Source organism: Delftia sp. DLF01, assembly GCF_014852125.1.
GTDB lineage: Bacteria > Pseudomonadota > Gammaproteobacteria > Burkholderiales > Burkholderiaceae_C > Comamonas > Comamonas acidovorans.
The window spans coordinates 78,610-100,941 of record NZ_JACVAZ010000005.1; the positions used below are offsets into that span (position 1 = coordinate 78,610).

Here is a 22,332-nt window from a genome sequence, read left to right on the forward strand (position 1 = left end):
AAAAGGGAACGTGTTTCACACGTTCCCTTTTTTGCTTTGTACCTGCTCGAAAGAGCTCTGACCGAAGCACTGCAACAAGCCCCAGCGACAGCCTGACAGCTTTGGCACAGTTGATCGTCTAACAATGGATCACCTGTCTTGCCTCCAGCAGCAGGGCTAGCAACCAGTACTGCGCAGCAAACGGCACGCTTTGGTCAAGCAGGAGCCATGGGGCTAGGTAATTTGCTGCGCCGCTGGATGCGTATGCGGACATACCCCCTGTGCGCATCAGCTTTCACACAGCGACAGCCCAGCATGCCATCGTCGGCCTGTTCAACCTGGCTTAGCTCGACAACAATCAACCGTCCATTCACTTGGTATTTCTCGGTTCTACTGCTCAGAAGACTTGAACACGCTCTCAAAACATAAGGCCTTCGTGAAGCCAAGCGAACACATAGAATTACACTTGGTTGCACCAAGTGTTTGGTGATCAATCCTCGATCCGTACTTCTACTTGTTTGGTGCGATGGCTTAAATTGCTGTGAAACGCAGAAGAATGGCATACAAAGGAATCGTTATTTGTCTACCGATCTAAGTTCGCAATACAAAGGGGAAGTCGACGTGCCGCCTGCGAGTGCTTGGGTACGCTTACTACGCAGCTACGGACCGACACCGCAAAACCTGACTTTGTTCGACGAGTATGTGGCCGCTGCAGTCGACCGGGCCAAGGTCGATCCGATCAAGCTTGCGACCCCGCTGCTTGAGGCCATGATCCTGCATGTCGAATCCAAGGCTCCAGGCTCAATGCTTATCGCCGGCACGGCGGGCGATGGCAAGACTTACCACTGCCGAGCTCTATGGAGCCGCCTCGGCGGCGAGGCCAAGGCTTGGGCCGCCAAAGGCAACGTGAAGGAGCTACGGCTGGCCGACGGACGTATGGCCGTCTTCATCAAAGACCTCTCCGAGTTTCGGGGTGAGTCAAGCGATCTGCCGCTCCAGCGCCTCGAGAAGTCCGTCCTTGAAGGCGACAACTCCGAGATCGTGATCTTGGCAGCCAACCATGGTCAGGTCCTAGACCGACTGCGCGACCTAGGCGAGCGGCATGGCGGCCGGCACCCCCTGCGAACACCCTTGCAAGAGTGCTTCCTGCAAGCGGGGCCCGCTCCCGATCGCCTAGCGGTATTCGACCTCAGCCGCACAACTACCCGCAAGACTTTCGAAGAGGTCGCGAAGGCGGTGGCGGGGCACCCTCAGTGGAGCAACTGCTCCCACTGCGCCCTCAATGTAGGTGGGAAGATCTGCCCGATCGACGAAAACCGCCGCCGATTGCTCGGTGAGACGGACGGCGGCCAGCTCGCCAGCCGCCTGGGTGACCTAGTGGAAATCGCCCGTCTCAACGGCTTGCATCTACCGGTGCGGGACTTGCTAGCCCTGTGCGCGAACATGGTTCTCGGGTATGCCGATGCCAAGGAGGCGAAGGAAAACCTGATGACTTGCACAGATGTGGCACAGATCCAAGAGGCGGGCCATGTCGGCAAGGCCAGCATCTACGCCAACGCCTTCGGTGCGAATCTTCCAAAACGCAGGGCATTCGATGGCCCCGTATTCAAGGCCATGGCAGCCTTTGGCGTGGGTGAAGAGACCTCGAATGGGGCCGACGGCTTGCTGGTCTACGGTAAGGACGATTCGCGGCTGCAGGCAGACTTCGCGCGTCTAGTGGCCAGCGACCCCATCTACGGAGCGACAGAGAGGTATCTCAACGCTCAGAACAACTACCTGGAAGGCCACGAGGGAGCGCGACTCGACGGCGGCGCAGTCGAGTTCATGGAGATGCTTGAGGACCAGCGCCGCAGGCTCTACTTCACACTGCCCAACGACGAACCAGGCTACTCCCGTTGGGCCATGACGGTCTACCGCTTCGCGGGTGACTACCTGGGAATCATCAACACGCTGACCGAGAAGAAGACGCAAGTCGACGAGGCGGTCCGCGCGCGAATCGCCAAGGGCCTCAACCGCGTGTTGACAGGCCTGCTGCTTGAAAATGCCGATCGCATCTTCATTGCCAGTTCCGGCGGCTTCACGCAAAGCCGCGTGAGCGTGCTTTGCGACCATGAGACCACCGCTCGGCGTCAGCAAGGCGTGGGCATGGCCATCAAACTCGACGCCATGACGGGCCGACCTCTCTTGGAGGTCCAACTGGCCGCGGGCGTGGCCAACCGAGTGATCTTCGATCTGACGCCCATCCGCCACGAGTTCCTCTCCCGCGTAGCGGAGGGGGCTCTTCCCGCCAGCTTCTCCAACGAGTGCCTTGAAGACTTGCTAGCCTTCAAAGCCAAGCTGTTACGCAAAGCGGAGGTCGTCCGCCGCAATGGCGTCGCCGACGATGACGAGGTTGGCGGCGAAGACTCTGCCATGACGCTCGACTTCATCGATATTGAACCAGGCGGGCGCGGGTTAGTCCGCCCTGTGACCATAAGGGCGCCGGCATGAGCGAAATTTTCAAGCGCCCCTTCATCAAGGGTGTCGACTTTTGTGTCGACGAGAACATCTGGGGGCACCGACTCTACGACGAGCAGCTTCCTCATCTGACGGTTCTTGAGTTCCTAGGTGTGCTGGGCTCAAACTTGGACAAGCCGCTACGGCCCCACCTAGGGCTGGACGGTGCCGTCAAATTCAAGCCCCAGCGGCAAATGCGCTTAAGGGGGCTGCTCTTCAACAACCCTTATGTCGAGGCCATTGCCGAGAGCAAGCTCTCCGACGAGGAAAAGTGGCGACAGTGGCTCGCCAAGTTTGACCAGGGCAAGACGGGTAACGGCGACTCGGCCGACGACGTGACTTACCTGCGCCAGTGCTTCGCCAGCTTCGACGACTTCGCCAAGACGATCGAGCTGCTGCGCTCGTCTTCTTTCGAAGATCGCAGCAACAAGCGCTGGAGCTCGAAGTTCGTATTCCCCTTCGGCCCCGACGCGCTCTACGAGGACTTGAAGATCGACGCGAAGGGCAACATGAGCAACGACCGGCGTTTCTTCGCGCGCACCGGCGAGCTGCTCTACCTAATGCTTACCCGCGCCAAGCGCGGTGCGGAGCTGGGAGACATTTTGGCCGTGAGGCTCTTCGAGCGCTCGGCACCCATGAATCGTCTGACCCGCGCGCTGCAAGGTACACCGCAGTTGCCTGAGGAGTCACGCGTGTCGGGCTACCTGCCGGAAGCCTCTAACCCGCGCTTCGATCTGATCTGCGAGGACTGGCTGGCTATCTTGTCGAGGGATATGCCCGTCTATGACGCCTTGGAGCACCTGATCGCCATTACCGGCCTGCACATGCTGCTCTACTTCCTCGAGCGCGCCAAGTGCGTCGCCGGGGACGACGAGCCTGTCGAGTTCATCTGCGAGATCGTCTCCAAGGACGGCCGCAAAGTCCGCGCGCTCTCCGGAGACAGCTACTTGCGGAACCAAGGCTGCCCTGAGAAAGCGATCCGCGCGCACATCGAATCGATTCGCTGCGAAAAAGCCTGGGTTGACGCGGGTTCGGCGGAGTTCCCTGATGCCGAACGCGTGAAGCTATTGCGCGAGGCCTTCCAATGGCCACCTGCCGACGACAAGGATGAAGAGGGCCAGGCAAGCCGCAAGCCCGACGAGTTGGTTACCAAGCTCGTCGCAGACGCGCTGCCGCGACACGCCCAGCATGTCGGCAAAATCCATGCGTCGTGGTCGCGGGCGATCGGGCTCAGCTCGCGCAGGCTCTCGCGTCGCTATCGCTACGCGCCCCACGACCGGCTGCTGAAATCTATCGTCATAGCGCTGGTCGGCGAACGCATGCAGTTCGACGAGTTCCTGGCCGCAGCCAAAGCCCGCTATGGCCTGGTGATTGGCGAAGTAGAAGGCGCGCGCTTGGTGGAGGCCAAGTCCATCGATCAATCGGAGCTGAGCGAAAACCGCGCCAACCTGGAGGCTCGCCTCGTCGGCCTTGGCTTGGTGCGCCGGCTCTCTGACTCTTGTTCCTTTGTTGAAAACCCGTTTGCGTCTGAGGGGGAAGCCGCATGTTGACCGATCGCATCATCGGGCGCGTCGGCGCGGACATCCTCGCTAAGCGCCTCGCAAAGCCCGCCCAAGTGGACGACCCCGTCGCGTTGTTCCGGCTCGACAGGCTTTCTTCCAGCCAGATCGCGGCCGTGGCCCGCGCTGTCATGGGCAAGGCGGATCTGTTTACTCGGATGGATCTGATGATCCCAGAGACTTTGGTGGAGAAACAGGGGCTGCCGCCGGAGATTCTGATCCAGGAAAACGCTGGCTACGTGCGCAACAACGCCGACACAAAGAAGGAGGCGATCCTCACCGCCAGCGGCAGCGAGCACAACCTCTCAGATACGCTCGCTCACGTCACGCCGATCGGCGCCAAGGAAATGCGATCTGAAGCGCAGCCTTGGGTGGATGCGGCCCTGCTCACCGGTGGCCTCTCACCCGTGGCGGACGATCGCGCGGTGTTCCAAGCCGCCATCGCAGGGCTACTCAGCGCCACTGAGCTCTCTCTCGTGCAGCTCGGCGAATTTTGCTCAGAGATCGTCGAAGCCATCTCCACCCGAGGCATGCCGATCCGTGATGCCGTGGGCTATGCGCTGCCGCGGGCGGGCCTGCCCAGGGACAGCGGATACTTCTCCAATACCCGTAGCTTCGCGACCGCGCGCGGCCCGTGGCAAAAGGCATTCGCGAAGCTGTTTGATCAACGCGGTCCGCTATTGAAGAAGCTGCGCCAAAATGGCCAGCCGTTGGATCACGATGAACTGATTGAGCGCATTGAGGCCAATGCCAACGAGATTGGCGAAGGCGCTCGCCAGGCTTTGGTCGCATTCGCCGCAGCAGCAGTGGGTGATCAAGAGGCTGCTGCTGCGCTGGCCCAATTCGAGTGGGAGTCCGAGGGTGTCTATTTAGCCTTCGACAAGCCCAAGGATAGGCAACAGGGGCTAGTGGACACGACACTGCACTTCTTCGAGCACGACTGCGAGGAAGAGGACTCCCTGTCGCCGGAAGGCCGCAAGCACCTTGAGGACCTGAAGTCGCGCGAGCGCCGCGCCGATTTCACGCCAGAAGACGAAGAGTTCTTAGCCTCGCACCGCCGCTTTCTGGAGCGTGACGCCAAGTTGATGGCGCGCTGGGAAAAGGCCCTGTTCGGTAAACCCATCGAGTGCACCGACTTCTTTGATGGATTTGCACGGGTGGCCAACAACCTCCATGCTGGGCTCGACGACGCCAGCGGCGAGCGGATCCTGCGCTTCACCGTCAACAAGGGCCGGACCGAGTGGCGCGAGCGCTTTAACCACGATGCCGGCTGCTTCTTCTCCGCTATGTATCGCGGGCTGCGCGGACTGATGGGCTCGAAGGTGGACTGGAAGGTCACGAAGATGACCACGGCTGATCTCCCGGATCCGCTGTTCGACTTCGAGAGGTTCATCGCCAAAGAGCGGGAGATTGCCGAGAGCCGCAACAAGAAGTTCAAACCTGTCACCGGCCTCGGGCGCGCGGCAATGCAGATCAAATTCGATGTCGAACTGATCAAGCTGTCTGGCGGTATCGAGACCAAGATCAGCAAGACTCAGCTCGTATGGATCTACAAGCCAGGAGCGATTGGGCTGTCGATGATCGCGGACATGCGCCGACTTCTCGACAAAGGCGCGGTCGGTTGTACGGAGGTCCATCGTCGCTTGGTGAGTAAGAAGGGCGGCGTCCAAAACTTGTCACTGCTCGACACCAGCACCTTGGAGTCCACCTATTCCGCCGACGCTGGCTCTCTCGTGCCCGCGACGAGCAAGCTCCGTAGCCTGCGGCAGGCTATTAAAGACCGGATCAAGGAGCTCGCGGACGAAGGCCGCCTGACCAAGGCTCAACGCGACGAGGTCAAGAGCGCGTGGGATACATTCGAAGCGGACTACATCAAGGCGATGGAGGACTTCGTCGGCTTCGGCCTGCATGGGGAAGCCGTGATGCATCAAGCCGAATCCTTCGGCGTGCTGCTCAACACCCTGATGGTCCACGCCCGCGGCGACATCTGCCGTTCGAAGCTCGTCTCCGAGGTCCTTTCTGTCGGCACCGCCCGAGTGGCAGGTGACAACCCCTCGCTGATTATTCCGCCGTGGCATCCGGAGCGCATGAAAGCGCTGGCGGTGAAGTCCCGCCGCGTGGCAGGCTTCGCTACCCATTTGCTCTCCAGCCACGGCATCCTCTACGGCGACCGCGAGATCTTCATGCGCGAGCTCGCAGACGAGATCGCCCACCCGTTCTATCCAGAGATCGCTGTCCTGAACGCGGGTAGCTCGCCGAAGCTTGTCAGCGAGAGTAGCACGGTCAACGGCTACAGCCTCTTCGAGGCACCGATTCGAGGCGACGAAGACGCCATGACCGACGTGGACCCAGCTGCAGCGGCCAAGCAAGCGCGGGAGCTGCTGGAGCGCTACATCGGCTTGCAACCGCATGAGGCTTCGAATCTCAGCGTCGTGCTCTACAACTCCGACGCGGCCGAGCTACCTCTGGCGACGGTGCACGAGCTCTCCTCGATCCAAGAGGACGGGAAATTCCAATGCAGCGTATCTGTGCGGCACGCCGACCAGTTGAAGCTCCGCAGCGTCTATGGCGAGCTAGTCAACAAAGCAGGCGACGATCCTGACCTGCCCGTGGTCAGCGAAACCAGCGACAACTTCATCTCGAAGCTGCGCATCGCCGTCACGCCGATCTCGTCTACGCCCAGCGAAAGCGCGCAGGGCTTCAAGGCCTTCGACGTGGCTTTTCTACATGACGTAGTCGCGCGCGCGGCCAAGGAGGAGTGGCTAGAGGTCGCCTGGACCAACGACCGCCCGAGCCTCGAGCACGCGCCTTCGCGCTGGTCTTATCGCAGCGTCTCCGGTGAAGACGAGCTCAAATCAACCACGTTCCTTGCTTGCCCGTGGCAGACGGCCTCGGGATGGGCCTACGTCACTGCGGTGGCCGCCGTCTGCAATTCAAAGGACGCGGAACCCGACAAGCGATTCCTGCCAGCCCGGCGCATCTCGTTGCAAAGCCAGGAGCTGGCCGACTTGATCAAGGACGCGCACAACCTGGCTGAATGGGTTGCCACTTATGACGAGCTGCTCGACAAGCGCCAGCTTCAGCACAACGGTATTACCGTCGTCCGCTACCGCCGCGGCTCCACCAATGGCCGCAACATAATCGTGAGCTCGACATCCGAGCTGCGGCTTTTGAGTGTGCTGGTGCGCCGTCGCCTTGATGAACTGAAGCTCCCACTCACGCCCGAGGAGATCGGAGCCGCTGCGGACAAGGCCAAGAGCGACGCGCTTTTGGTGTCCGGCGACATCGTGTTGCGCGCGGCCAAACGCGGCGTCTCCGCGGGTGAAATGATCGGCCTGGTCCTCAGCCGTTATCTGCTGGCCGAAGAGTTCAAGGCGCATGCGGGCGGGGGGCCGGTGTTGACGGCCTACTTTCTGCTCGACGACTATGCAAGCTGGCTTTCGCAGCGTGAGAGCCGCATCGCCGACATTCTCGCCATCAATGTCGAGGAAACCGACGAGGGGATCCGTGTCGCCATCTCGATCGTCGAATCGAAATACGTCGGAGCCGATGGCCTTGCCGCGGCACGCCGCAGCTCGAAGGACCAACTGCTGCAAACGCTGGACAAGTTCCGGGAGGCGCTCTTTGGCGATCCGGGCCGGCTGGACCGCGACGTTTGGCTTGCGCGCTTGGCCGACATGCTCCTCGACGCCGAAATTCCGCCAGGCATGACAGCCCTTATGGAACGCGCCCGGTCGAAGCTACGTGAAGGCGAAGTGGGGATCTCGCTGCGTGGCTATTCCCTGGTCTACGTTCACACCTCGGATGCCGGCTCTGGCTCGGCTTCTGAGCAAGAACTCCTATTGGACGAGAGTGGCGTCAAAGCCTGGCAAGAAGTCTTTGATCGGAACGATCTCAGGAAGCTCGTTGAGGCCTACGCGAAAGACGCAGGCTGCTTGCAGGCGCGGGCCGCCCTCGGCCCTCACGAGCCTTGGTCTGGGCACAGCTTTAAGAAGCCTGCGGCTCGCGTGCAATGGCTTGCGGCGATGGGCCAGCTCGCCAATACTCCAGTCGAAGCGACTATGGAAACAGCGGCAGCAGAGGCCGACGCTCCGAGAGAGCCCGACACTCTGGCGCAAGAGCCTTCTGCCCCTACACAAAGCTCGGCCCAAGCAAACGTCGAGATACCGGCTTCGGCCCCGATCGCTACGGCCGTCATGCCCGGGAATCCCGGCTCGGCTTTCTCCGAACTCGTCGCCTCCAAATTTGCAGGTGGCGCGCAATCCGACGTCGAACGGGAGGCGTGGGCTCAGGAAGTCACCAAGAAGCTCCAAGCCGCCCTCAACAGCTATGGGCTTCAGGCCAAAACCATCGGTACGCGTTTGACGCCCAACGGTTGCTTGGTGCGCTTGGCTGGCTCCGACAAGCTGCGTGTCGAGGACATCGAAAACAAGCGGACGCAGCTTCTGACCACGCACGCGATCAACCTCGTCACAGTCCAGCCCAAACCTGGCGAGATCGTGGTGACGGTTGCTGGATCCAAGCGCCAAGCGGTGTCTCTCTGGGAGCTATGGTCCCGCCGCGAGCACAACCGCAATGTCGCCGGCGTCAACACATCATTCCTCTTGGGCCTGCAAGAGATCAACGGTGCGCTGCTGTATCTGAACCTTGGCACGGAGTTCGGCGGACTCTCATCCCACGAGCCGCATTCGCTGGTGGCCGGCGCGACCGGAAGCGGCAAGTCGGTGCTGATCCAAGCCCTGATTTTGGACATCGCCGCGACGAATCCCAAGGAGCTGGCGCAGCTCATCTTGATCGATCCCAAGATGGGCGTCGACTACGCCCCATTGGCCGACTTGCCGCACATGCGCGATGAGATCATCACTACCAAAGAGAAGGCGGGCGAAGTACTCGATGCCTTGGTTCAGGAGATGGAGGATCGCTACCGAGCCTTTGCTAAAGCCCGCGCCCGCGATCTGCCCACGTTCAACTCCAAGGTCTCAGCCGCTGAGCGCTTGCCCATGGTCTTCCTGGTCCACGACGAGTTCGCGGATTGGATGCTCGACGACGCCTATAAGGGCGCAGTGGGGGCAGCTGTGCAGCGCTTGGGAGTGAAGGCCCGAGCGGCAGGCATCCACCTAATCTTCGCTGCGCAACGCCCAGACAAGGACGTGATGCCAATGCAGCTTCGCGAGAACTTGGGCAACCGCCTAATCTTGAAAGTCTCCAGCGAGGCGACATCGAAGATCGCACTTGATCGGCCGGGTGCCGAACTATTACTGGGTCGGGGCCACTTAGCCGCCAAGCTCAATGGCGAGCAAGGCCTGGTCTTCGCGCAAGCCCCTTTCTTGGATGACGATGATATCGCCGCTGCGGTAGAGGCCATCCAATCTGACTCTAACCACAACTAAGAAGAAACCATGCAAGCTGATGCACTCCAGTTGATGAAGCTGTACGACACATTGAACAAAGCCTATGTGATCCCCCTCTACCAGAGGCCATTTGCATGGGAGCCACGTAAGGCGATTGAGCTACTCGATGCCGTTTTGGAGGACGCCCAACAAGGAGCGAGGCTGACTTCTTTAGGCACCTTGTTGTTTTGCGACATTCCAGATGTGAAGCCGTTTGGCAACAGCACGCCAACAACAATAGGACCCAATACGCTTTGGGAAGTGGTCGACGGTCAGCAGCGTTTGACTGTGTTTGGAGTTATCGGGCATGCCTTGAAAATTCACCATGACACACTAGCTACTGCTGGTCTAGTTTATGCCCCTTCTCTGGAACTCGAGATGCTCTATGAGACGTCCCGCGGCAAGAAGGGCAAGACTGTTCCGGTCCTCATCAGAGACGGTGACAACTATGACACTGGGTTTGCATCTGACCTTGCCAAAATGCTGGACTCGTTTGCCGGTCATTCTCCGTGGCCAGCCGGTGTTGGACAAAGACTCGTGGATACCCACAAGTCCGTTGTTGAGTGGGTCAACGAAAATTTGGATGCTACCAATTTCGCGACCTTCTGCGAGCACTTTTTGATCAAATGCACGATTGTCCAGGTCCTTGCTGACGACCAGAATACGGCATTCACTATGTTTGAGCCTTTAAACTCGACAAGCGAACCGTTGACAGCGTTCGAGGTGTATCGCTCCAAGGCAGTTCGTCAGCTTGCTGCACAGTTCCCAAAGACCGAGCTTCTTTTGGCCTACGAGGAGACCAAGCGTGATGAAGTGATCACGCGATCAAACAACCTCATCTTCAATATGGCGCAGACCTATTCCGGACTACGACCTCGTATTCATTTCGTCCCATTGAAACACTATCTCGACGAGCACGTCGATGCACTCTTCATCGCAAAGTTCGAGGAGGCTGCGGACTTCTTCAGAACGATTTGGCTGGAGCAGACATCTACGGCCGTCTGGTTTGATGATGAAGCAAAAAATTGCGTTCGCTTTTTGAAAGCAATGTCCCATGACATTGCCATCCCTCTGCTCCTTCGATACTACCTTGAGCGACCTACCGAGCTTCCGAAGGTGCTGAAGATCATCGTTGCCTTCTATGCATTATGGCGGGCAGCCTTTCCTACAAATGCGTTACCTAAAACCTACAGGGCGCTACTGACAGAGAAAGGGCCTGACGACCTGTCTGTAATTGGCGGAAAGCCTTTGAAGACGGTGCAGGATTTGGCGGTGTATTTCAAGAGCAGGCTCTCTGACAAGATTGGTTTACTGTCGCCTGGTCAAACGCAGGAGCACAAGTGGTCCGTTGAAGTTACGCTCAACTACGAGGAGCTTAAGACGCTGTGTAGGCTCTTCATTTTTTTAGAAATGGGTGCAACAATCAAGTCGAATCTCGTTCCGAACGATCCTTGGACCTCGGTTGACGACGTTGAGCATATCCATGCAGTGGGGCTGACTCCTACTCCTCCGAGCGTTCACAAGATTGGAAATCTAACGTTCCTGCCCAGCACGATCAACAAGTCGTTGCAAGCCGCAAGTTGGAGTGACAAACGAGAAGTCTATGCGTGGCTCGCAGCTCCAGGAAAAGCTGTCGTGCCGGTCGCTTATGCTGGCAGTGGAAAGACTGTGCCTAAAGCCATAAAGGACTATCTGAATGATGTCAATAGTCCAAGCTTGGCGCACCTCGGCCCAATCGCAGGAAACGCCGCGTGGGGCGAGTCTGAAATCGGCACCCGGTCCGCTCAGATTCTTAGCCGCGTTTGGAACGTGCTGCATGTCTCCTGGCTACACCCCTAACAGATCCTTCAGGAACTGTTGTGCGATTGCGGCATCCCGCGGACATGGAGGGGCGGCCTACTTGTGGCAAACAGCGCATGAGCCGTTGCCTTCATCGACCCCGTATATATCGTCGATGTCGTCCGGGCAGGCCTTCACCGGCCGCAGCGGATTGATGGGGATGGCCTTGCGCATACGGTCGCGACGGATCTTATATTCCGCCTCGATCTCGGCCACGCGTTCAGGCTGTTCCATATCGACAAGCGATTCGCCCTTGGACCATGTGAAAGGAGAGCCGTGCTCTAAGGCGTCTTTCTCCAAGGCTTTAGCAGCCTCGTAAGCATCTGGATGCTTTTCGCGCAGCCGCACCCATTCAATCTTCTGCTGAAAGAAGCAGAATGTGCATCCACTGCGTGATCGCCATTCGTAATACTTGGGGTAGCCGACGCCAGAGTTCTCCAAGATGTCAATTACGCCCGCCTTGTCGATGCCGGCCTCGCGGAAAGGCAATTTCACAAATAGGTTGTCGGCCTTTGCCGAGTAGCCTTCGCGATAATCCTCATCGGCGCGGATGGCGACGTAGGAAGTGACCTTGTCTCCGGCTGCCAGCATGGGCCGGACCCACTCTTCGAAAGGCGCGAGCTTCAGCTTCCGAGTGCACCAACGCGAATTGGGGTTGGGCAGGAAATGGTTGTACTGACGCAGCCAAAACTTGAAGTCGCGATTGGGGTTCAAGCGCAGGATCGGTTTGTGCAGCTTGCCCTCGAGCTTGGAAAGGAACTCGTAGACCTCGGGTAGCTCTTCGCCGGTGTCGGTGTAGAAATATTCAATGTCGAGCTCAGGGTGCTTAGCCGCCATGTAGACGGCCAGAGCGGCGCTGTCCTTGCCGCCCGAAATTCCTAGAACGTGGCGTTCAGCCATTGGCTACCTCCTTGTCGATGGACGCCAGCTTCATCCCGGCCTTGGCCAAGATCGCCAGTAACACTTCAGTCCCTAGGCCTTGGCCCTCCAGCATCGCAGCGAGCTCGTCGGCCTTGGTCTCTACCGTCTCGCGATGGCGGTCAGAGATCGCGAAAGAGTGTGAGATCGTCTTGGTGTCCGCGCCAGTACCGATGACCACAGCGATGGCTTCGCTGTGCGCCATACGGCCTTGCACTCCAGCGAACGCCTCCGACTCGCGGAAGCGGCGAGCGAATTTCGCAAGTTCCAAGACGGCTGTGTCGATGTGCCGGTCCACCCAGTCGCGAGGCGGCCTCTCGGCCGCCAGGCTCAGGATGCCTTCAAGTGCTGCGCGCGATCCGTCGTAGTTGGCCAAGCGCGTCGCGAAGCCATCCATCTGGAAATCACCCGAGATGCCGGAGACAGAATCCGCCCGCTCGCGCAGGCCTTGCAGATCATCTCGGCTGGCGTCGAGCGCAGCGAGCATCTTGGCCTCCACTTCCGAGAGCATCTTGCCGTAGGCTCCGGCAAGCTCTTGCAGCGGTGCGCGAAGCGCCGTTACGTAGGCTTTGCCATCGGCTGCTTCAAGCAGCGATGCGAGGTCGACGAACAGCACCTTGTGTGGATCGCTTGCCTTCAAGAGCATGTCGCGCATCTCACGGGCAGTCCTGCCAAGGCGCGAGGTGCGGCGAGCCCACTCGGGCAGGTTGAAGACCATGGCCACCAAGCCACGGGCCGCCTCGAGCGGGTCGGCCGCGCCGGCGTTCTCGCCGATCTCAGCCAGAAGCTGCGATATGCCTTCGAGTATTAAGCTCTTGTCTTCGTCGATCGCCACCCAACGCAGCGAGAAGCGCTCGGGGTCTTGCAGACACTCGTCGATATCGAAATCGGTAAGCCGAGGCACGAACATCCCGTCCTTGTAGACGGCGATATTGGCCTTGTGGGCGAGCAGGAAAGCCGTGAGGACCACCGGCTGTATCCCTTGCTTCATGCCGAAGGGCGCCGCGCTCCACAGGGCGTAGATTTCGTGCGCCCCCACGCGGGCGTCGGCACTTGAGAAGAGAGCGCAGGTCTCGTCCCAAAGGGCCTTGAAGCCGGTGGCGAATCGATCATCTGGTGGCATACAACGCCAGGCGCCGGAGACGTCTTGGCGATGCAGCTCTGTGCGTTTGAGCAGCGTCTCGTAGAGACCGCGCTCAGCCGGGTAGCCCTCGAAGCCCAAAGCTTCCTGGCCCTCTGAGTTGATCATCGCGTGCAGCAAGTCGCGGCGCGCCTTAACGCTATTGCTCGACACGCTGTCGCGATTGACCAACTCGCTCCACACTGGCGGGGAGTCTCCAAACAGCTCTTCGGCCAGTTCAGAGGCCACAGGCGATAGCTTGGAGCCTGGCTCGACGACTTGTTCGGATCCGTCATGCCACTTCGCCAGGGACACGGCCGCTTGCAACTGGTCTTCCAGGTTCGCGCGAGTGGCTGCCAAACGGGCATAAACCTCGCGTCGCGCGACGGCATCGCCAGAGAGCTCGTGCCGGTCCTTGACTTGCTCCAACGCCACCAACTCCGCGGAGAGCTCAGCGATACGGGCGTGGTTTTCAGGGATACCGATCATCACCGGCCAAGGACGAAGCTTGGCGCAAGCCTGAGCGCGCTTTCTTGCGTCTCTGGCCTTCATGCCTTTGCTTGGTAAAGCGAGGATGAAGGCACCAAATTCGCCCTTCTTGGGCCGGTAGTCGGCAGCCATCTTCTCGGCTTGCTCAATGCTGCACAGCGAGAGCTCCATCCAGCGCATGGTGCCCGTCTCGTGGTAGTGCCGTTTGGCTACCACGGGATGCAGGCCCATGAGCTGCGCAAGTCGGGCGTAATCAATGCCGGGAGAAGCGGCCAGGGCTTGAGCGATGGCGGCGTCGATGTCGAAGTCGCTGCCCTCGAATACCGACCAAGCACCGGTATAGCTCTTGAAGAGAGCGACTTTGAGATCCGAGAGCTTTTTAAGGGCGGCGTCGAGCTCCGCCGCAGGCCGCGGGTAGAAGAGCGAAGCAATCACCACTGAATCGGCCGCAAGGCCAGACCCATTGCGAAAGAGGTCGATGACAGCGATGTTTTTGATCATCGACACGAGCAAGGCGTCACTCGTTTTAGCCTCGGCCCGCTCGACAGCTTCGACGGCCTGCGACCAGCGATGACCGTCAGGGGAGGCTAGGATCGCCGGCTCCAGATTCGAGCGCAGGTAGTCCCAATAGTCGCTCGGTCGATACCAGCTCGCTTCGCTCTTGAGCGTCGAATTCAGGTAGGAGCGGAAGCCATGCGGCTCCACAGACGACAGGAAGCCGAATGTGCTGCGCTCGTTCTGTCCAAACTGCCGCTTGGAGATCGGGCCAAGCAGAGCAGCCATGGCCGGATGCAATGGCCAGCATGCCTCCAAAGCCTTGGCGAAGTCTTTTCCCACGGCGGGACGGCGCGAACGAATCGCTTCAGCGATGTCCTTGGATGCCTCGGGCATCCAAGGTGGCGGGCCGTCCTTGATGTGGATCGCGCGGCCAATGAGTTCGACCACTTCGTCGCTCGCGGCTACAAAAGGCAGGTCGGCATACCGGCCTTGAACCTTGGCCCAATCGTCGCGGGTGTCGATACCTAAACGGGCGGAATACTGTACGAAAGACTGATGCAGCACGCCCACGACCACTAGGCGCCCCTCGGAGCGCGCGGCGGCTTCGGCCAGCTCTTGGAAAAAGTAGACATCGTCTCCGGAGCCCAGGGCAGAGGCTTCCAGAAACTTGCCCATCTCGTCGATGATGACCAGCGCGCCATCCTGCGGCCGGCTCTTGGCTTCTTCAAGAAGCTCCGCGATCAACGATTGGGCGGTGGGCTTGCTACGACTGTCGACGTTGCGACCCTGCGCGCGACGCAGCGATGCATGGAGCTCGGAGATCACGCTTCCTCGCCGGCCCACGGCCGGTACGAGCAACCACCCTTTGCTCACTGGGAAGGCTTTGTCGAAGGCAGGCTTGGAATCCAGCCACAGCGCCTCACGGGCCTTGACCCGCAGGTTCTTGTCAGAATGCAGCGCGCTTGCCAAGGCGACGGCCAATGAGCTCTTACCGCCTCCGAAGGGGCCAGTCCAGGTAAAGCAGCGCTGGTTGGTGCTGGCAAGCTGTCTGCACATGCCATCAACGACGGAGTTAGCCGTCGCATGGCAGATGTAACCGGAGAGCGCATCAGCGCGGCCGATGTCCGCGTCGACGCGAATAGAGCGTTGGTACTGGCGCGAAATTTGGACGATGTCGGACAGCGCCAGTTGCTTTTTATCAGTCATAAGCGCGCCTGATCAGGTTCTTGATTTCTTCCTTGGACATTTGCTTGCGGTGGACTTGCCTAAGGCCGGCAGAGTCGGTCCATTCGAGCTTGCGCCCAGTGAAGTCGGAGAGGGTGATAAGTCGTTGTGCGATCGACTCTTCGTCGAGCTTGAAGACCCGGCCCGGCGAGCCCTCGGCGTAGGCAATGGTCTCGAAAGCCAGCGAGCTTTGGCCTTCGGCCTCGCGATCCCAGAAGTCGACGAGGGCATAGGCAAAGATGCCATCATGTAATGAGGTCTTCGGGCCGCGGCGAAAGGTGTATTGGCCTTTATGGGGTTCCTGCAGGAGACCCAACTCACCTAACAGAGGTTCGGCAAAATCTTCGGGTGAACTTCCCGCTGCACGAGGTGCATAGCTGCGAAGGCACGTCTCCAAGTCACGCGAGATTGTCGAAGCAGAGAGCCTGTGCTTCGGGTTGAGCATACGGGCGTAACTCGCTAGCGGCTCTTCAAGCTCTTGGCGAGTGAACGATGGGGTAGTCACATGGTTGAAAAGCCAGTACCAAGTGGTAGAGCGAAGGCAATAGCCCGCTAGCTGCCAGTGGGCAAGCCATGCTGTCGAAGGACTCTCTGCATAGGGGTCAAGACCGCCATCTTGAAAAATTTCACGGGCGAGGCTACCGACACGGAATTCGTCACTCTTCTCATACATGAGGCCGCATGCCAAGGCCCAATGTCGGATTGATGCCACCATGTTTTTACCGACGCCGAATTCAGAGATTGCATTCTCATCAGTGAAGACGGATTTTCGGATCAATCCACCATTGATCGCTTGATCAAAAGCCTTCTTGAGCCACATTTGACGCAGAGGGAATGTCTCGTGCCCAGAAAAGTGGGCGATGGTCTTTCCGCTGACTTTCGATGTGGTTTTCATAGCAGTCATTCTAGCTTGCCCTCGGAACGAACTGGTGAAGCCCACCAGTTCGATACATCAGAATACTGTAAATAAAAACAGTATTGTACATATCTGGGGCACGCAAGTACACAGCGAGGACCGTACAGGAGCAGCGCGGGCAATACCCGTCACTTTGGGTGACCATCTAGTCCATTGCTCCCAAGATGGACTGTGTGCCCCAGACCCTGAACGAGTGCTCAAGCACGCCGAAGTTGATTCAGCCCAGGCATACGCGAAGGCGTCACCACTGCTGCAGCGTAACGCGTCACGCCCGATGTGCCGCGATGCTGACCGAAGAAGGCTACGCAGGCATGGTGTTCCCGGTGTGGTACACGCTTCTCGCCCCCGGGGGTACCCGCCGCCATCAAGAAGCCATGACGCAGAAGATGCAAAATCCCCTGCCAGATGAACCCTCTATTTTTCACATCGTCTGCCACCCCGCACCTCGGCTCACAAAGGTACCGGCATGGATGAGGACCCGCAGGACGAGCACGACGCAGCGCTGCCCTTTGTCGAGGACTACCTGCCGGCGCTGCTGGCACAGGCCAGCAAGCTGATTTCGGCGGAGTTCCATGCCGTGGTCGAGGCCGAGGGCTTTTCGGTCACGGAGTGGCGCATCCTGGCCTCGCTGACCGGTTCGCAGGGCATCAGCACCGGGCGGCTGGCGCAGATCTCGGTCACCAAGCAGCCCACGGTCACGCGGCTGCTGGACCGCATGGAGGCCAAGGGCTATGTGGAGCGCTTCGCGCACGAGAGCGACCGGCGCCTGACCATGGTGCGCATCGCGCCGGCCGGCCAGGCCACCCTGGCCGACCTGATCCGCAAGGCCAAGGAGCACGAGCTGCGCGTGCTGCAGCCCTTTGGCCTCAAGCGCGCTGAGGCCCTGAAGGTCACGCTGCGGCGCATCATCGAGCTGCACCTGCCGCCTGGCTGAACCGCTGTATCGACAGCTACAGCGCGAGGCTGCCGACGCTGGTGCCGCCGCAGACATACAGCACCTGGCCGGTCACGAAGCCGCTGGCCTCGTCGGCAAAGAAGGCCACCGCACGCGCCACATCGGCGGCCTCGCCAAGCCGGCGCACGGGTACGGAGGCGGCCAATTGGCGCTCCTTGTCGCTGCCCTGCTCCACCACGTCATAGAACATGTCGGTGCGGATCGGCCCCGGCGCGACCACGTTGACCGTAATGCCCTCAGGCGCCAGCTCCAGTGCCCAGGTGCGCGCCATGCCCAGCATGCCGGCCTTGGTGGCCGAGTAGCTGGTGCGCGTGGCCAGACCCAGCGCCGCCCGCGAGGACAGCAGCACCACGCGGCCGAACTGCCGCTGGCGCATGGCAGGCAGCGCGGCCTGCAGCATCTGAACCGCACAGCCCAGATGCAGGTCGACCAGGGCATCCAGATCCGCGAGTTTCACCTGCGGCAGCAGCGCAGCGCGGATCACGCCAGCGTTGTGCACGATGGTGGTGACCTCATGCTGCTGCACCATGGACTGCACGGCCTGGGCCGTGGCGGCACGGTCAGCCAGGTCGACCTCGATGCTGTGCAGCCGTGGATGGTCGATTCCGGCACGCCGCCGCGCCAGCGATACCACCTCGTAGCCCTGGTCCAGCAGTTGCTCGCAGACCACCTTGCCGATGCCCGCACTGCCGCCCGTCACCGCCGCCACCTTGTTCGTCTTCATGCCCTGACCTCCACCAGCGCCAGTACCCGCAGCGGGCTGCCGCTGCCGTTTTCTATCTTCAGTGGCGCAGCCACCACCAGCGCGCCTGTAGGCGGCAATTGGTCCAGGCGGGTCAGGCATTGCAGGCCGTACTTGCCCGCACCGTGCATCAGCGAATGGCAGGGATAGGGCGGGCGCAGGTGATAGCCCTGCCCCGCGTCCGTGCCTATGGCCTCGGAGCCAAAGCCCAGCACGTCACGCTGCTCGACCAGCAGGCGCACCGCCTCCGTGTCCGGCCCTGGCGTGTGCTGCCCGGTGGCGTCGAAATTCTGGAAGGCCTGGGCATCGCGCGCCTGCGACCAACGCCTGGACCAGTCGGTGCGCATCAGCACCCAGCTGCCGGCCGGAATGCGGCCATGCGCAGCCTCGAAACGCTCGATGTCTTCCACGCCCATCAGATAGTCGGGATCGGTTGCGACCTGCGCGCTGCAATCGATCACGCAGGCCGGGGCGATGAAATGCTGCGCGGGAATGCTGTCCACGGCGTTGTTGGGCAGGTCGCGGCCCGAGATCCAGTGGATGGGCGCATCGAAATGCGTGCCCGTGTGCTCGCCACAGGAAAAGTTGTTCCAGTACCAGCCCGGCCCGCGCTCGTCATAGGCCGATATCTGCTCGATGCGAAAGGGCTGGCACTGGCCCACGTCAGGGGGCAGGGCAATGGTAGGGAAATCAGGGCTCAGCGTCTGGGTCAGGTCGACGATGCGGATGCGTCCGGTGGCCAGGGCCAGCGCCAGGCCGGCCAGCAGATCGGGGGAAGTGGTCATGTCAGTGTCCTCCTGCGGCAAGTTCGCGTTCCAGTACCTTGGGGTCGTGGCGCCAGCGCTGGTGCCACTCCTGGGCCACGTCGCCGGGATAGAGGTCCTCCACGCCACTCTGCAGCGCGCGCACGATGGCCGAGGCCAGTGCGGCTGGCGCCAGCTTGGGTGGTGGCAGGTTCTGGTTCCATTCATCGTCGATAGGCCCGGGGAACACATTGACCACGCGGATGCCCGCGGGCTGCATTTCGGCGCGCAGGCACTGTGCCAGCGACAGGGCAGCAGCCTGGGACGCCGAGAAGGTGCCGTGCGCGGGGAAATTGGCCAGCGCATAGACCGACAGCAGATTGACCCATGCCGTCGCATGCACGGCACCATCGGCCGAGCGGCCCCTGAGCGCCGGGCCGAAGCACTGCGCCAGCCGCAGCAGGCCGAAGTAGTTGACCTCCATCTCGGCCTTGGCCACGTCGGTGCCACGCCGCGCAGCGATGCCAAAGCCCCGGTGCAGTTCGGCCGTGTTGACCACGATGTCGACCTTGCCGCCGATGCGGCCTGCCAGGGTGCTGACCGAGCGCTCATCGGTCACGTCCAGCGGCACCAGCGTGACCTGAGGCAGGGCCGCCAGTTCGGCCAGTCCCGGCAGTTGCTTCCAGGGTTCGGCATGGCCCACCCAGACCAGGTCGGCACCGGCTTTCACCAGGGCATGCACCAGGGCCTGGCCCACGGCAGACTTGCCGTCCGTCACCAGGACCTTGCGGTACTTCGGGTCGCTGGCCATTTCGCGCAGCAGGGGGTCGTCAGCCATGTGTTCCGTTCCTTTCTCGGGACATCCGATCAGCACCGCCTGGCCAGCACGGTCCAGCCGGGCCTGCACCTGCACACGGCAGGGTTCGGCTCGGACTTCACCATGCAGATGGACCATGACGCTGGGCCCGGCATCCAGCTTCACCATGCCCAAGCGCCAGGGCAGGCGCTCGCGGAAATACAGGTCGTTGCTGTGGGCCAGCGTGGTGGAGGCCAGCAGCACTCCTGCGCCGTCCTGCGGCTGCCAGGGCAGATCGGGCGACAGGCAGCGGTGGCAGGCCTCGCGCGGCGGGTACTGCACGGCGCCGCATTCGGCGCAGACCTGCAGCGCAAAACGCCCTTCGGCGGCAGCGGCCGTCAGTCCCAGCGCCACGCGGCCGCGCGCGGACGGCGGCAGATTGATCTGCGGGGTGCGCAGCACAGGGTTCTTGCGCGCGGGCTTCGTGAATGGCGTTGTCATTCGCTGCTCCCGAGGATCACGGCGCCCGTGCACAGGCAGCGGTCGTAGGTCACCATGCCAAAGCCGCCCACGAGCGCAGTGCACGCACCGGGCACGGCGCGTTCCCCGGCCTGTCCGGTGAGCTGGCGCAGCGCCTCCGTCAGGCCCAGAAAGCCGCCGGCCGCACCCGCCTGGCCGCAGGACAGCTGACCGCCACCGGTGTTGTGCGGAAAATCTCCGGCATGGGTCAAGTCATGGGTACGCACGAAGTCCGGCCCTTCGCCCTTGCCGCAAAAACCCAGATCCTCCATCTGCATCATGGCGATCACCGGGTAGTCGTCATAGGTCTGCAGCAGGTCGATGTCCCGGGGCTGGATGCCCGCCTGGGCGTAGAGATCGTCGCGGTCCACTGCCCAGCCGCCGCGCAGCATCACCGGGTCGTCTGCATAGGCGTTGTGGCGTTCGATGGCGCCGTGCAGCAGCACATGGGGCAGGCCCAGGTCACGCGCGCGCTCGGGCGCCATCACGAGAAAGGCCTCCGCCCCCGCGCAGGGCATGACGCAATCGAACAAATGGATGGGCTCGGCAATGGGCCGTGCCGCCATGTAGTCATCGAGCGTCAGGGGCTTGCGGAACAAGGCTTTTGGATTGCGCAGCGCGTTGGTGCGCTGGGCCACGGCGATGCGCCCGAAATCCTCGCGCCGCGCGCCGTGGGTGCGCATGTAGTGCGCGGTGATGAAGGCGAACATGGAGTTCGGCCCACCAGCGCCATAGGGATAGCTGGCATCGCGCGCGAAATCGCTGAACGCACCCAGCGTCTGGCGGAACGAGTCCACATGGTTGGTGTCGGCCGCCACGCAGGCCACGACCTGGGCATCGCCGCACTGCACGGCCCGCGCGGCGCGGCGCAGCGCCATCACGCCCGAGGCGCCGCCTGTAGGAATGTGGTCCAGCCAGCGTGGCGACAGGCCCAGGTGCTGGGTCACGCCCACGGCGGTGTCGGGCGCCAGCGAAAAGCTGCTGACCGTCAGGCCGTCGATCTGCGCCTTGGCCAGCCCGCTGCCGGCCAGCAGGCCGCGCATGGCCTGGCCCAGGAAGCGGTGCGCACCATGGAGGCTGTAGCGCTCGTAGGGCACGGTGACGGGCACGGCCAGCGCCACGCCCTCATAGCCTTTGCGTTGCAGGTAGGCGGCCATGCTCAGTCCAGCCGGATACCGGCCGCCTCGATGATGCGGCCGAACTTGAGGGCGTCCTCCGCGATGGTCTGCGCAAACTGCGCGGGCGTGCCGGCCACCACCGTCATGCCCATGCCGGTCAGCAGCTCGCGCGTGCCCGGCATTTGCAAGATGGCTGTCAGCTCCCGGTGCAGCCGGTCGATGATGGGCAGCGGCGTGCCGGCCGGCACCACGAAGCCGATCCAGGTCTGCAGGTCCACGCCGGGCAGGCCCGATTCGGCCAGGGTCGGCACCTCGGGCAGCAGCGGGCTGCGCGCGGCACTGGTCACCGCCAGCGCGCGCACCTTGCCGCCCTGAAGGTAGGGCATGGCCGGCCCCAGCGCATCGAAGATCAGTGGAACCTGGCCCGCCACCGTGTCCGTCATGGCCGGGGCACCTCCCTTGTAGGGAACGGCCAGCAGGTCCACGACAGCTGCGCGCTTGAACACCTCGCCGGCCACCTGGGCCGGCAGGGCGCCATGCGCATAGGCCAGCCGGCCGGGCTGGGCACGCGCCGCCGCCAGCAGCTCGGCCATGCTGCGCGCGCCCACCGACGGGTGGGCCGCGAGCACCATGGGCATGGTGATGGCCAGCGTGACCGGCACGAAGCTCTTGACCGGGTCATAGGGCAGCTTGCGATACAGGCTCTGGTTCATGGCCAGCGTGGCGTCTATGGCCACGAACAGCGTATGCCCGTCCGGCGCCGCCCGGGCTGCCGCCTCGGCCGCGATGAGGGTGTTGCCCCCGGGCCGGTTGTCCACCAGAACGGGCTGCTTCCAGCGCTCGCCCAGGCGAGCCGCCACCGTGCGGGCCACGAGGTCGCTGCCGCCTCCCGGCGGAAAGGGCACGATGATGCGGATGGGCTTGCTGGGGTAGGCATCTTGCGTCCCCGTGCCTGCGGCCGCACCCAGTGCCAGGCAAGCGGTGCACAGCAGCGCGGCCAAAGATCGCGCCAGGCGTCGCAAGGTTTGCAT

General features: G+C 61.7%; 13 protein-coding genes. 5 read left to right on the plus strand and 8 right to left on the minus strand.

Features of this window, described 5'->3' with window-relative positions:
- Positions 1–558: 558 nt before the first annotated feature.
- Genes IB269_RS24140 through IB269_RS24155 form a run of 4 tightly spaced genes read left to right on the plus strand, consistent with a single transcriptional unit; the run spans position 559 to position 11,263 of the window.
- Positions 559–2,469 (plus strand): hypothetical protein, encoded by a 1,911-nt coding sequence (locus tag IB269_RS24140; protein ID WP_225614283.1) that lies wholly within the window; start codon positions 559–561, stop codon positions 2,467–2,469.
- Complete coding sequence (locus IB269_RS24145) at positions 2,466–4,025, plus strand: hypothetical protein (RefSeq protein WP_192368517.1); 1,560 nt, start codon at positions 2,466–2,468, stop codon at positions 4,023–4,025. Before IB269_RS24140 ends, IB269_RS24145 begins: the two co-directional genes overlap by 4 nt.
- Positions 4,019–9,424 (plus strand): FtsK/SpoIIIE domain-containing protein, encoded by a 5,406-nt coding sequence (locus IB269_RS24150; protein WP_192368518.1) that lies wholly within the window; start codon positions 4,019–4,021, stop codon positions 9,422–9,424. The genes IB269_RS24145 and IB269_RS24150 overlap by 7 nt, the downstream gene beginning before the upstream one ends.
- A 9-nt stretch (positions 9,425–9,433) precedes the next feature.
- Entirely contained in the window at positions 9,434–11,263 is a 1,830-nt protein-coding gene (locus IB269_RS24155) for a DUF262 domain-containing protein (RefSeq protein WP_192368519.1), read from the plus strand.
- Between the two features lie 57 nt (positions 11,264–11,320).
- Here IB269_RS24155 and IB269_RS24160 read toward each other — a convergent pair whose 3' ends face one another.
- Genes IB269_RS24160 through IB269_RS24170 form a run of 3 tightly spaced genes read right to left on the minus strand, consistent with a single transcriptional unit; the run spans position 11,321 to position 16,407 of the window.
- Positions 11,321–12,163, minus strand: a complete 843-nt coding sequence (locus tag IB269_RS24160; protein ID WP_192368520.1) for a phosphoadenosine phosphosulfate reductase family protein — start codon at positions 12,161–12,163, stop codon at positions 11,321–11,323.
- Positions 12,156–15,494 carry an ATP-binding protein gene (locus tag IB269_RS24165; RefSeq protein ID WP_192368521.1) on the minus strand — a complete coding sequence of 1,113 codons (3,339 nt, stop codon included), beginning with the start codon at positions 15,492–15,494 and terminating at the stop codon, positions 12,156–12,158. Before IB269_RS24165 ends, IB269_RS24160 begins: the two co-directional genes overlap by 8 nt.
- A complete protein-coding gene (locus IB269_RS24170) occupies positions 15,487–16,407 on the minus strand; it encodes a DUF4007 family protein (protein ID WP_192368522.1) in 921 nt (306 codons plus the stop codon). The genes IB269_RS24165 and IB269_RS24170 overlap by 8 nt, the downstream gene beginning before the upstream one ends.
- A gap of 487 nt (positions 16,408–16,894) precedes the next feature.
- On the opposite strand from IB269_RS24170, the gene IB269_RS24175 reads away from it, so the two are divergent.
- Positions 16,895–17,362: a MarR family winged helix-turn-helix transcriptional regulator gene (locus IB269_RS24175; protein ID WP_192368523.1), complete on the plus strand. Its 468-nt coding sequence runs from the start codon at positions 16,895–16,897 to the stop codon at positions 17,360–17,362.
- A 16-nt stretch (positions 17,363–17,378) separates the two neighbouring features.
- On the opposite strand, the gene IB269_RS24180 is transcribed toward IB269_RS24175, so the two are convergent.
- Genes IB269_RS24180 through IB269_RS24200 form a run of 5 tightly spaced genes read right to left on the minus strand, consistent with a single transcriptional unit; the run spans position 17,379 to position 22,332 of the window.
- A complete protein-coding gene (locus IB269_RS24180; protein ID WP_192368524.1) occupies positions 17,379–18,107 on the minus strand; it encodes an SDR family oxidoreductase in 729 nt (242 codons plus the stop codon).
- Positions 18,104–18,910 (minus strand): cyclase family protein, encoded by an 807-nt coding sequence (locus IB269_RS24185; protein WP_192368525.1) that lies wholly within the window; start codon positions 18,908–18,910, stop codon positions 18,104–18,106. Before IB269_RS24185 ends, IB269_RS24180 begins: the two co-directional genes overlap by 4 nt.
- Position 18,911: 1 nt before the next feature.
- On the minus strand, positions 18,912–20,165 hold the full coding sequence (locus tag IB269_RS24190) for an SDR family NAD(P)-dependent oxidoreductase (RefSeq protein ID WP_192368526.1): 1,254 nt from the start codon (positions 20,163–20,165) through the stop codon (positions 18,912–18,914).
- Complete coding sequence (locus tag IB269_RS24195) at positions 20,162–21,340, minus strand: thiolase family protein (protein WP_192368527.1); 1,179 nt, start codon at positions 21,338–21,340, stop codon at positions 20,162–20,164. Before IB269_RS24195 ends, IB269_RS24190 begins: the two co-directional genes overlap by 4 nt.
- Before the next feature lie 2 nt (positions 21,341–21,342).
- Positions 21,343–22,332 carry a Bug family tripartite tricarboxylate transporter substrate binding protein gene (locus tag IB269_RS24200; RefSeq protein WP_192368528.1) on the minus strand — a complete coding sequence of 330 codons (990 nt, stop codon included), beginning with the start codon at positions 22,330–22,332 and terminating at the stop codon, positions 21,343–21,345.

What these genes read in the sequence shown, in the direction of transcription:
- IB269_RS24145 (WP_192368517.1), top strand. Translation starts at nt 2,466, where the DNA reads ATGAGCGAAATTTTCAAGCGCCCCTTCATCAAGGGTGTCGACTTTTGT.
- IB269_RS24150 (WP_192368518.1), top strand. Translation starts at nt 4,019, where the DNA reads ATGTTGACCGATCGCATCATCGGGCGCGTCGGCGCGGACATCCTCGCT.
- IB269_RS24155 (WP_192368519.1), top strand. Translation starts at nt 9,434, where the DNA reads ATGCAAGCTGATGCACTCCAGTTGATGAAGCTGTACGACACATTGAAC.
- IB269_RS24160 (WP_192368520.1), bottom strand. Translation starts at nt 12,163, where the DNA reads ATGGCTGAACGCCACGTTCTAGGAATTTCGGGCGGCAAGGACAGCGCC.
- IB269_RS24165 (WP_192368521.1), bottom strand. Translation starts at nt 15,494, where the DNA reads ATGACTGATAAAAAGCAACTGGCGCTGTCCGACATCGTCCAAATTTCG.
- IB269_RS24170 (WP_192368522.1), bottom strand. Translation starts at nt 16,407, where the DNA reads ATGAAAACCACATCGAAAGTCAGCGGAAAGACCATCGCCCACTTTTCT.
- IB269_RS24175 (WP_192368523.1), top strand. Translation starts at nt 16,895, where the DNA reads ATGGATGAGGACCCGCAGGACGAGCACGACGCAGCGCTGCCCTTTGTC.
- IB269_RS24180 (WP_192368524.1), bottom strand. Translation starts at nt 18,107, where the DNA reads ATGAAGACGAACAAGGTGGCGGCGGTGACGGGCGGCAGTGCGGGCATC.
- IB269_RS24185 (WP_192368525.1), bottom strand. Translation starts at nt 18,910, where the DNA reads ATGACCACTTCCCCCGATCTGCTGGCCGGCCTGGCGCTGGCCCTGGCC.
- IB269_RS24190 (WP_192368526.1), bottom strand. Translation starts at nt 20,165, where the DNA reads ATGACAACGCCATTCACGAAGCCCGCGCGCAAGAACCCTGTGCTGCGC.
- IB269_RS24195 (WP_192368527.1), bottom strand. Translation starts at nt 21,340, where the DNA reads ATGGCCGCCTACCTGCAACGCAAAGGCTATGAGGGCGTGGCGCTGGCC.
- IB269_RS24200 (WP_192368528.1), bottom strand. Translation starts at nt 22,332, where the DNA reads ATGCAAACCTTGCGACGCCTGGCGCGATCTTTGGCCGCGCTGCTGTGC.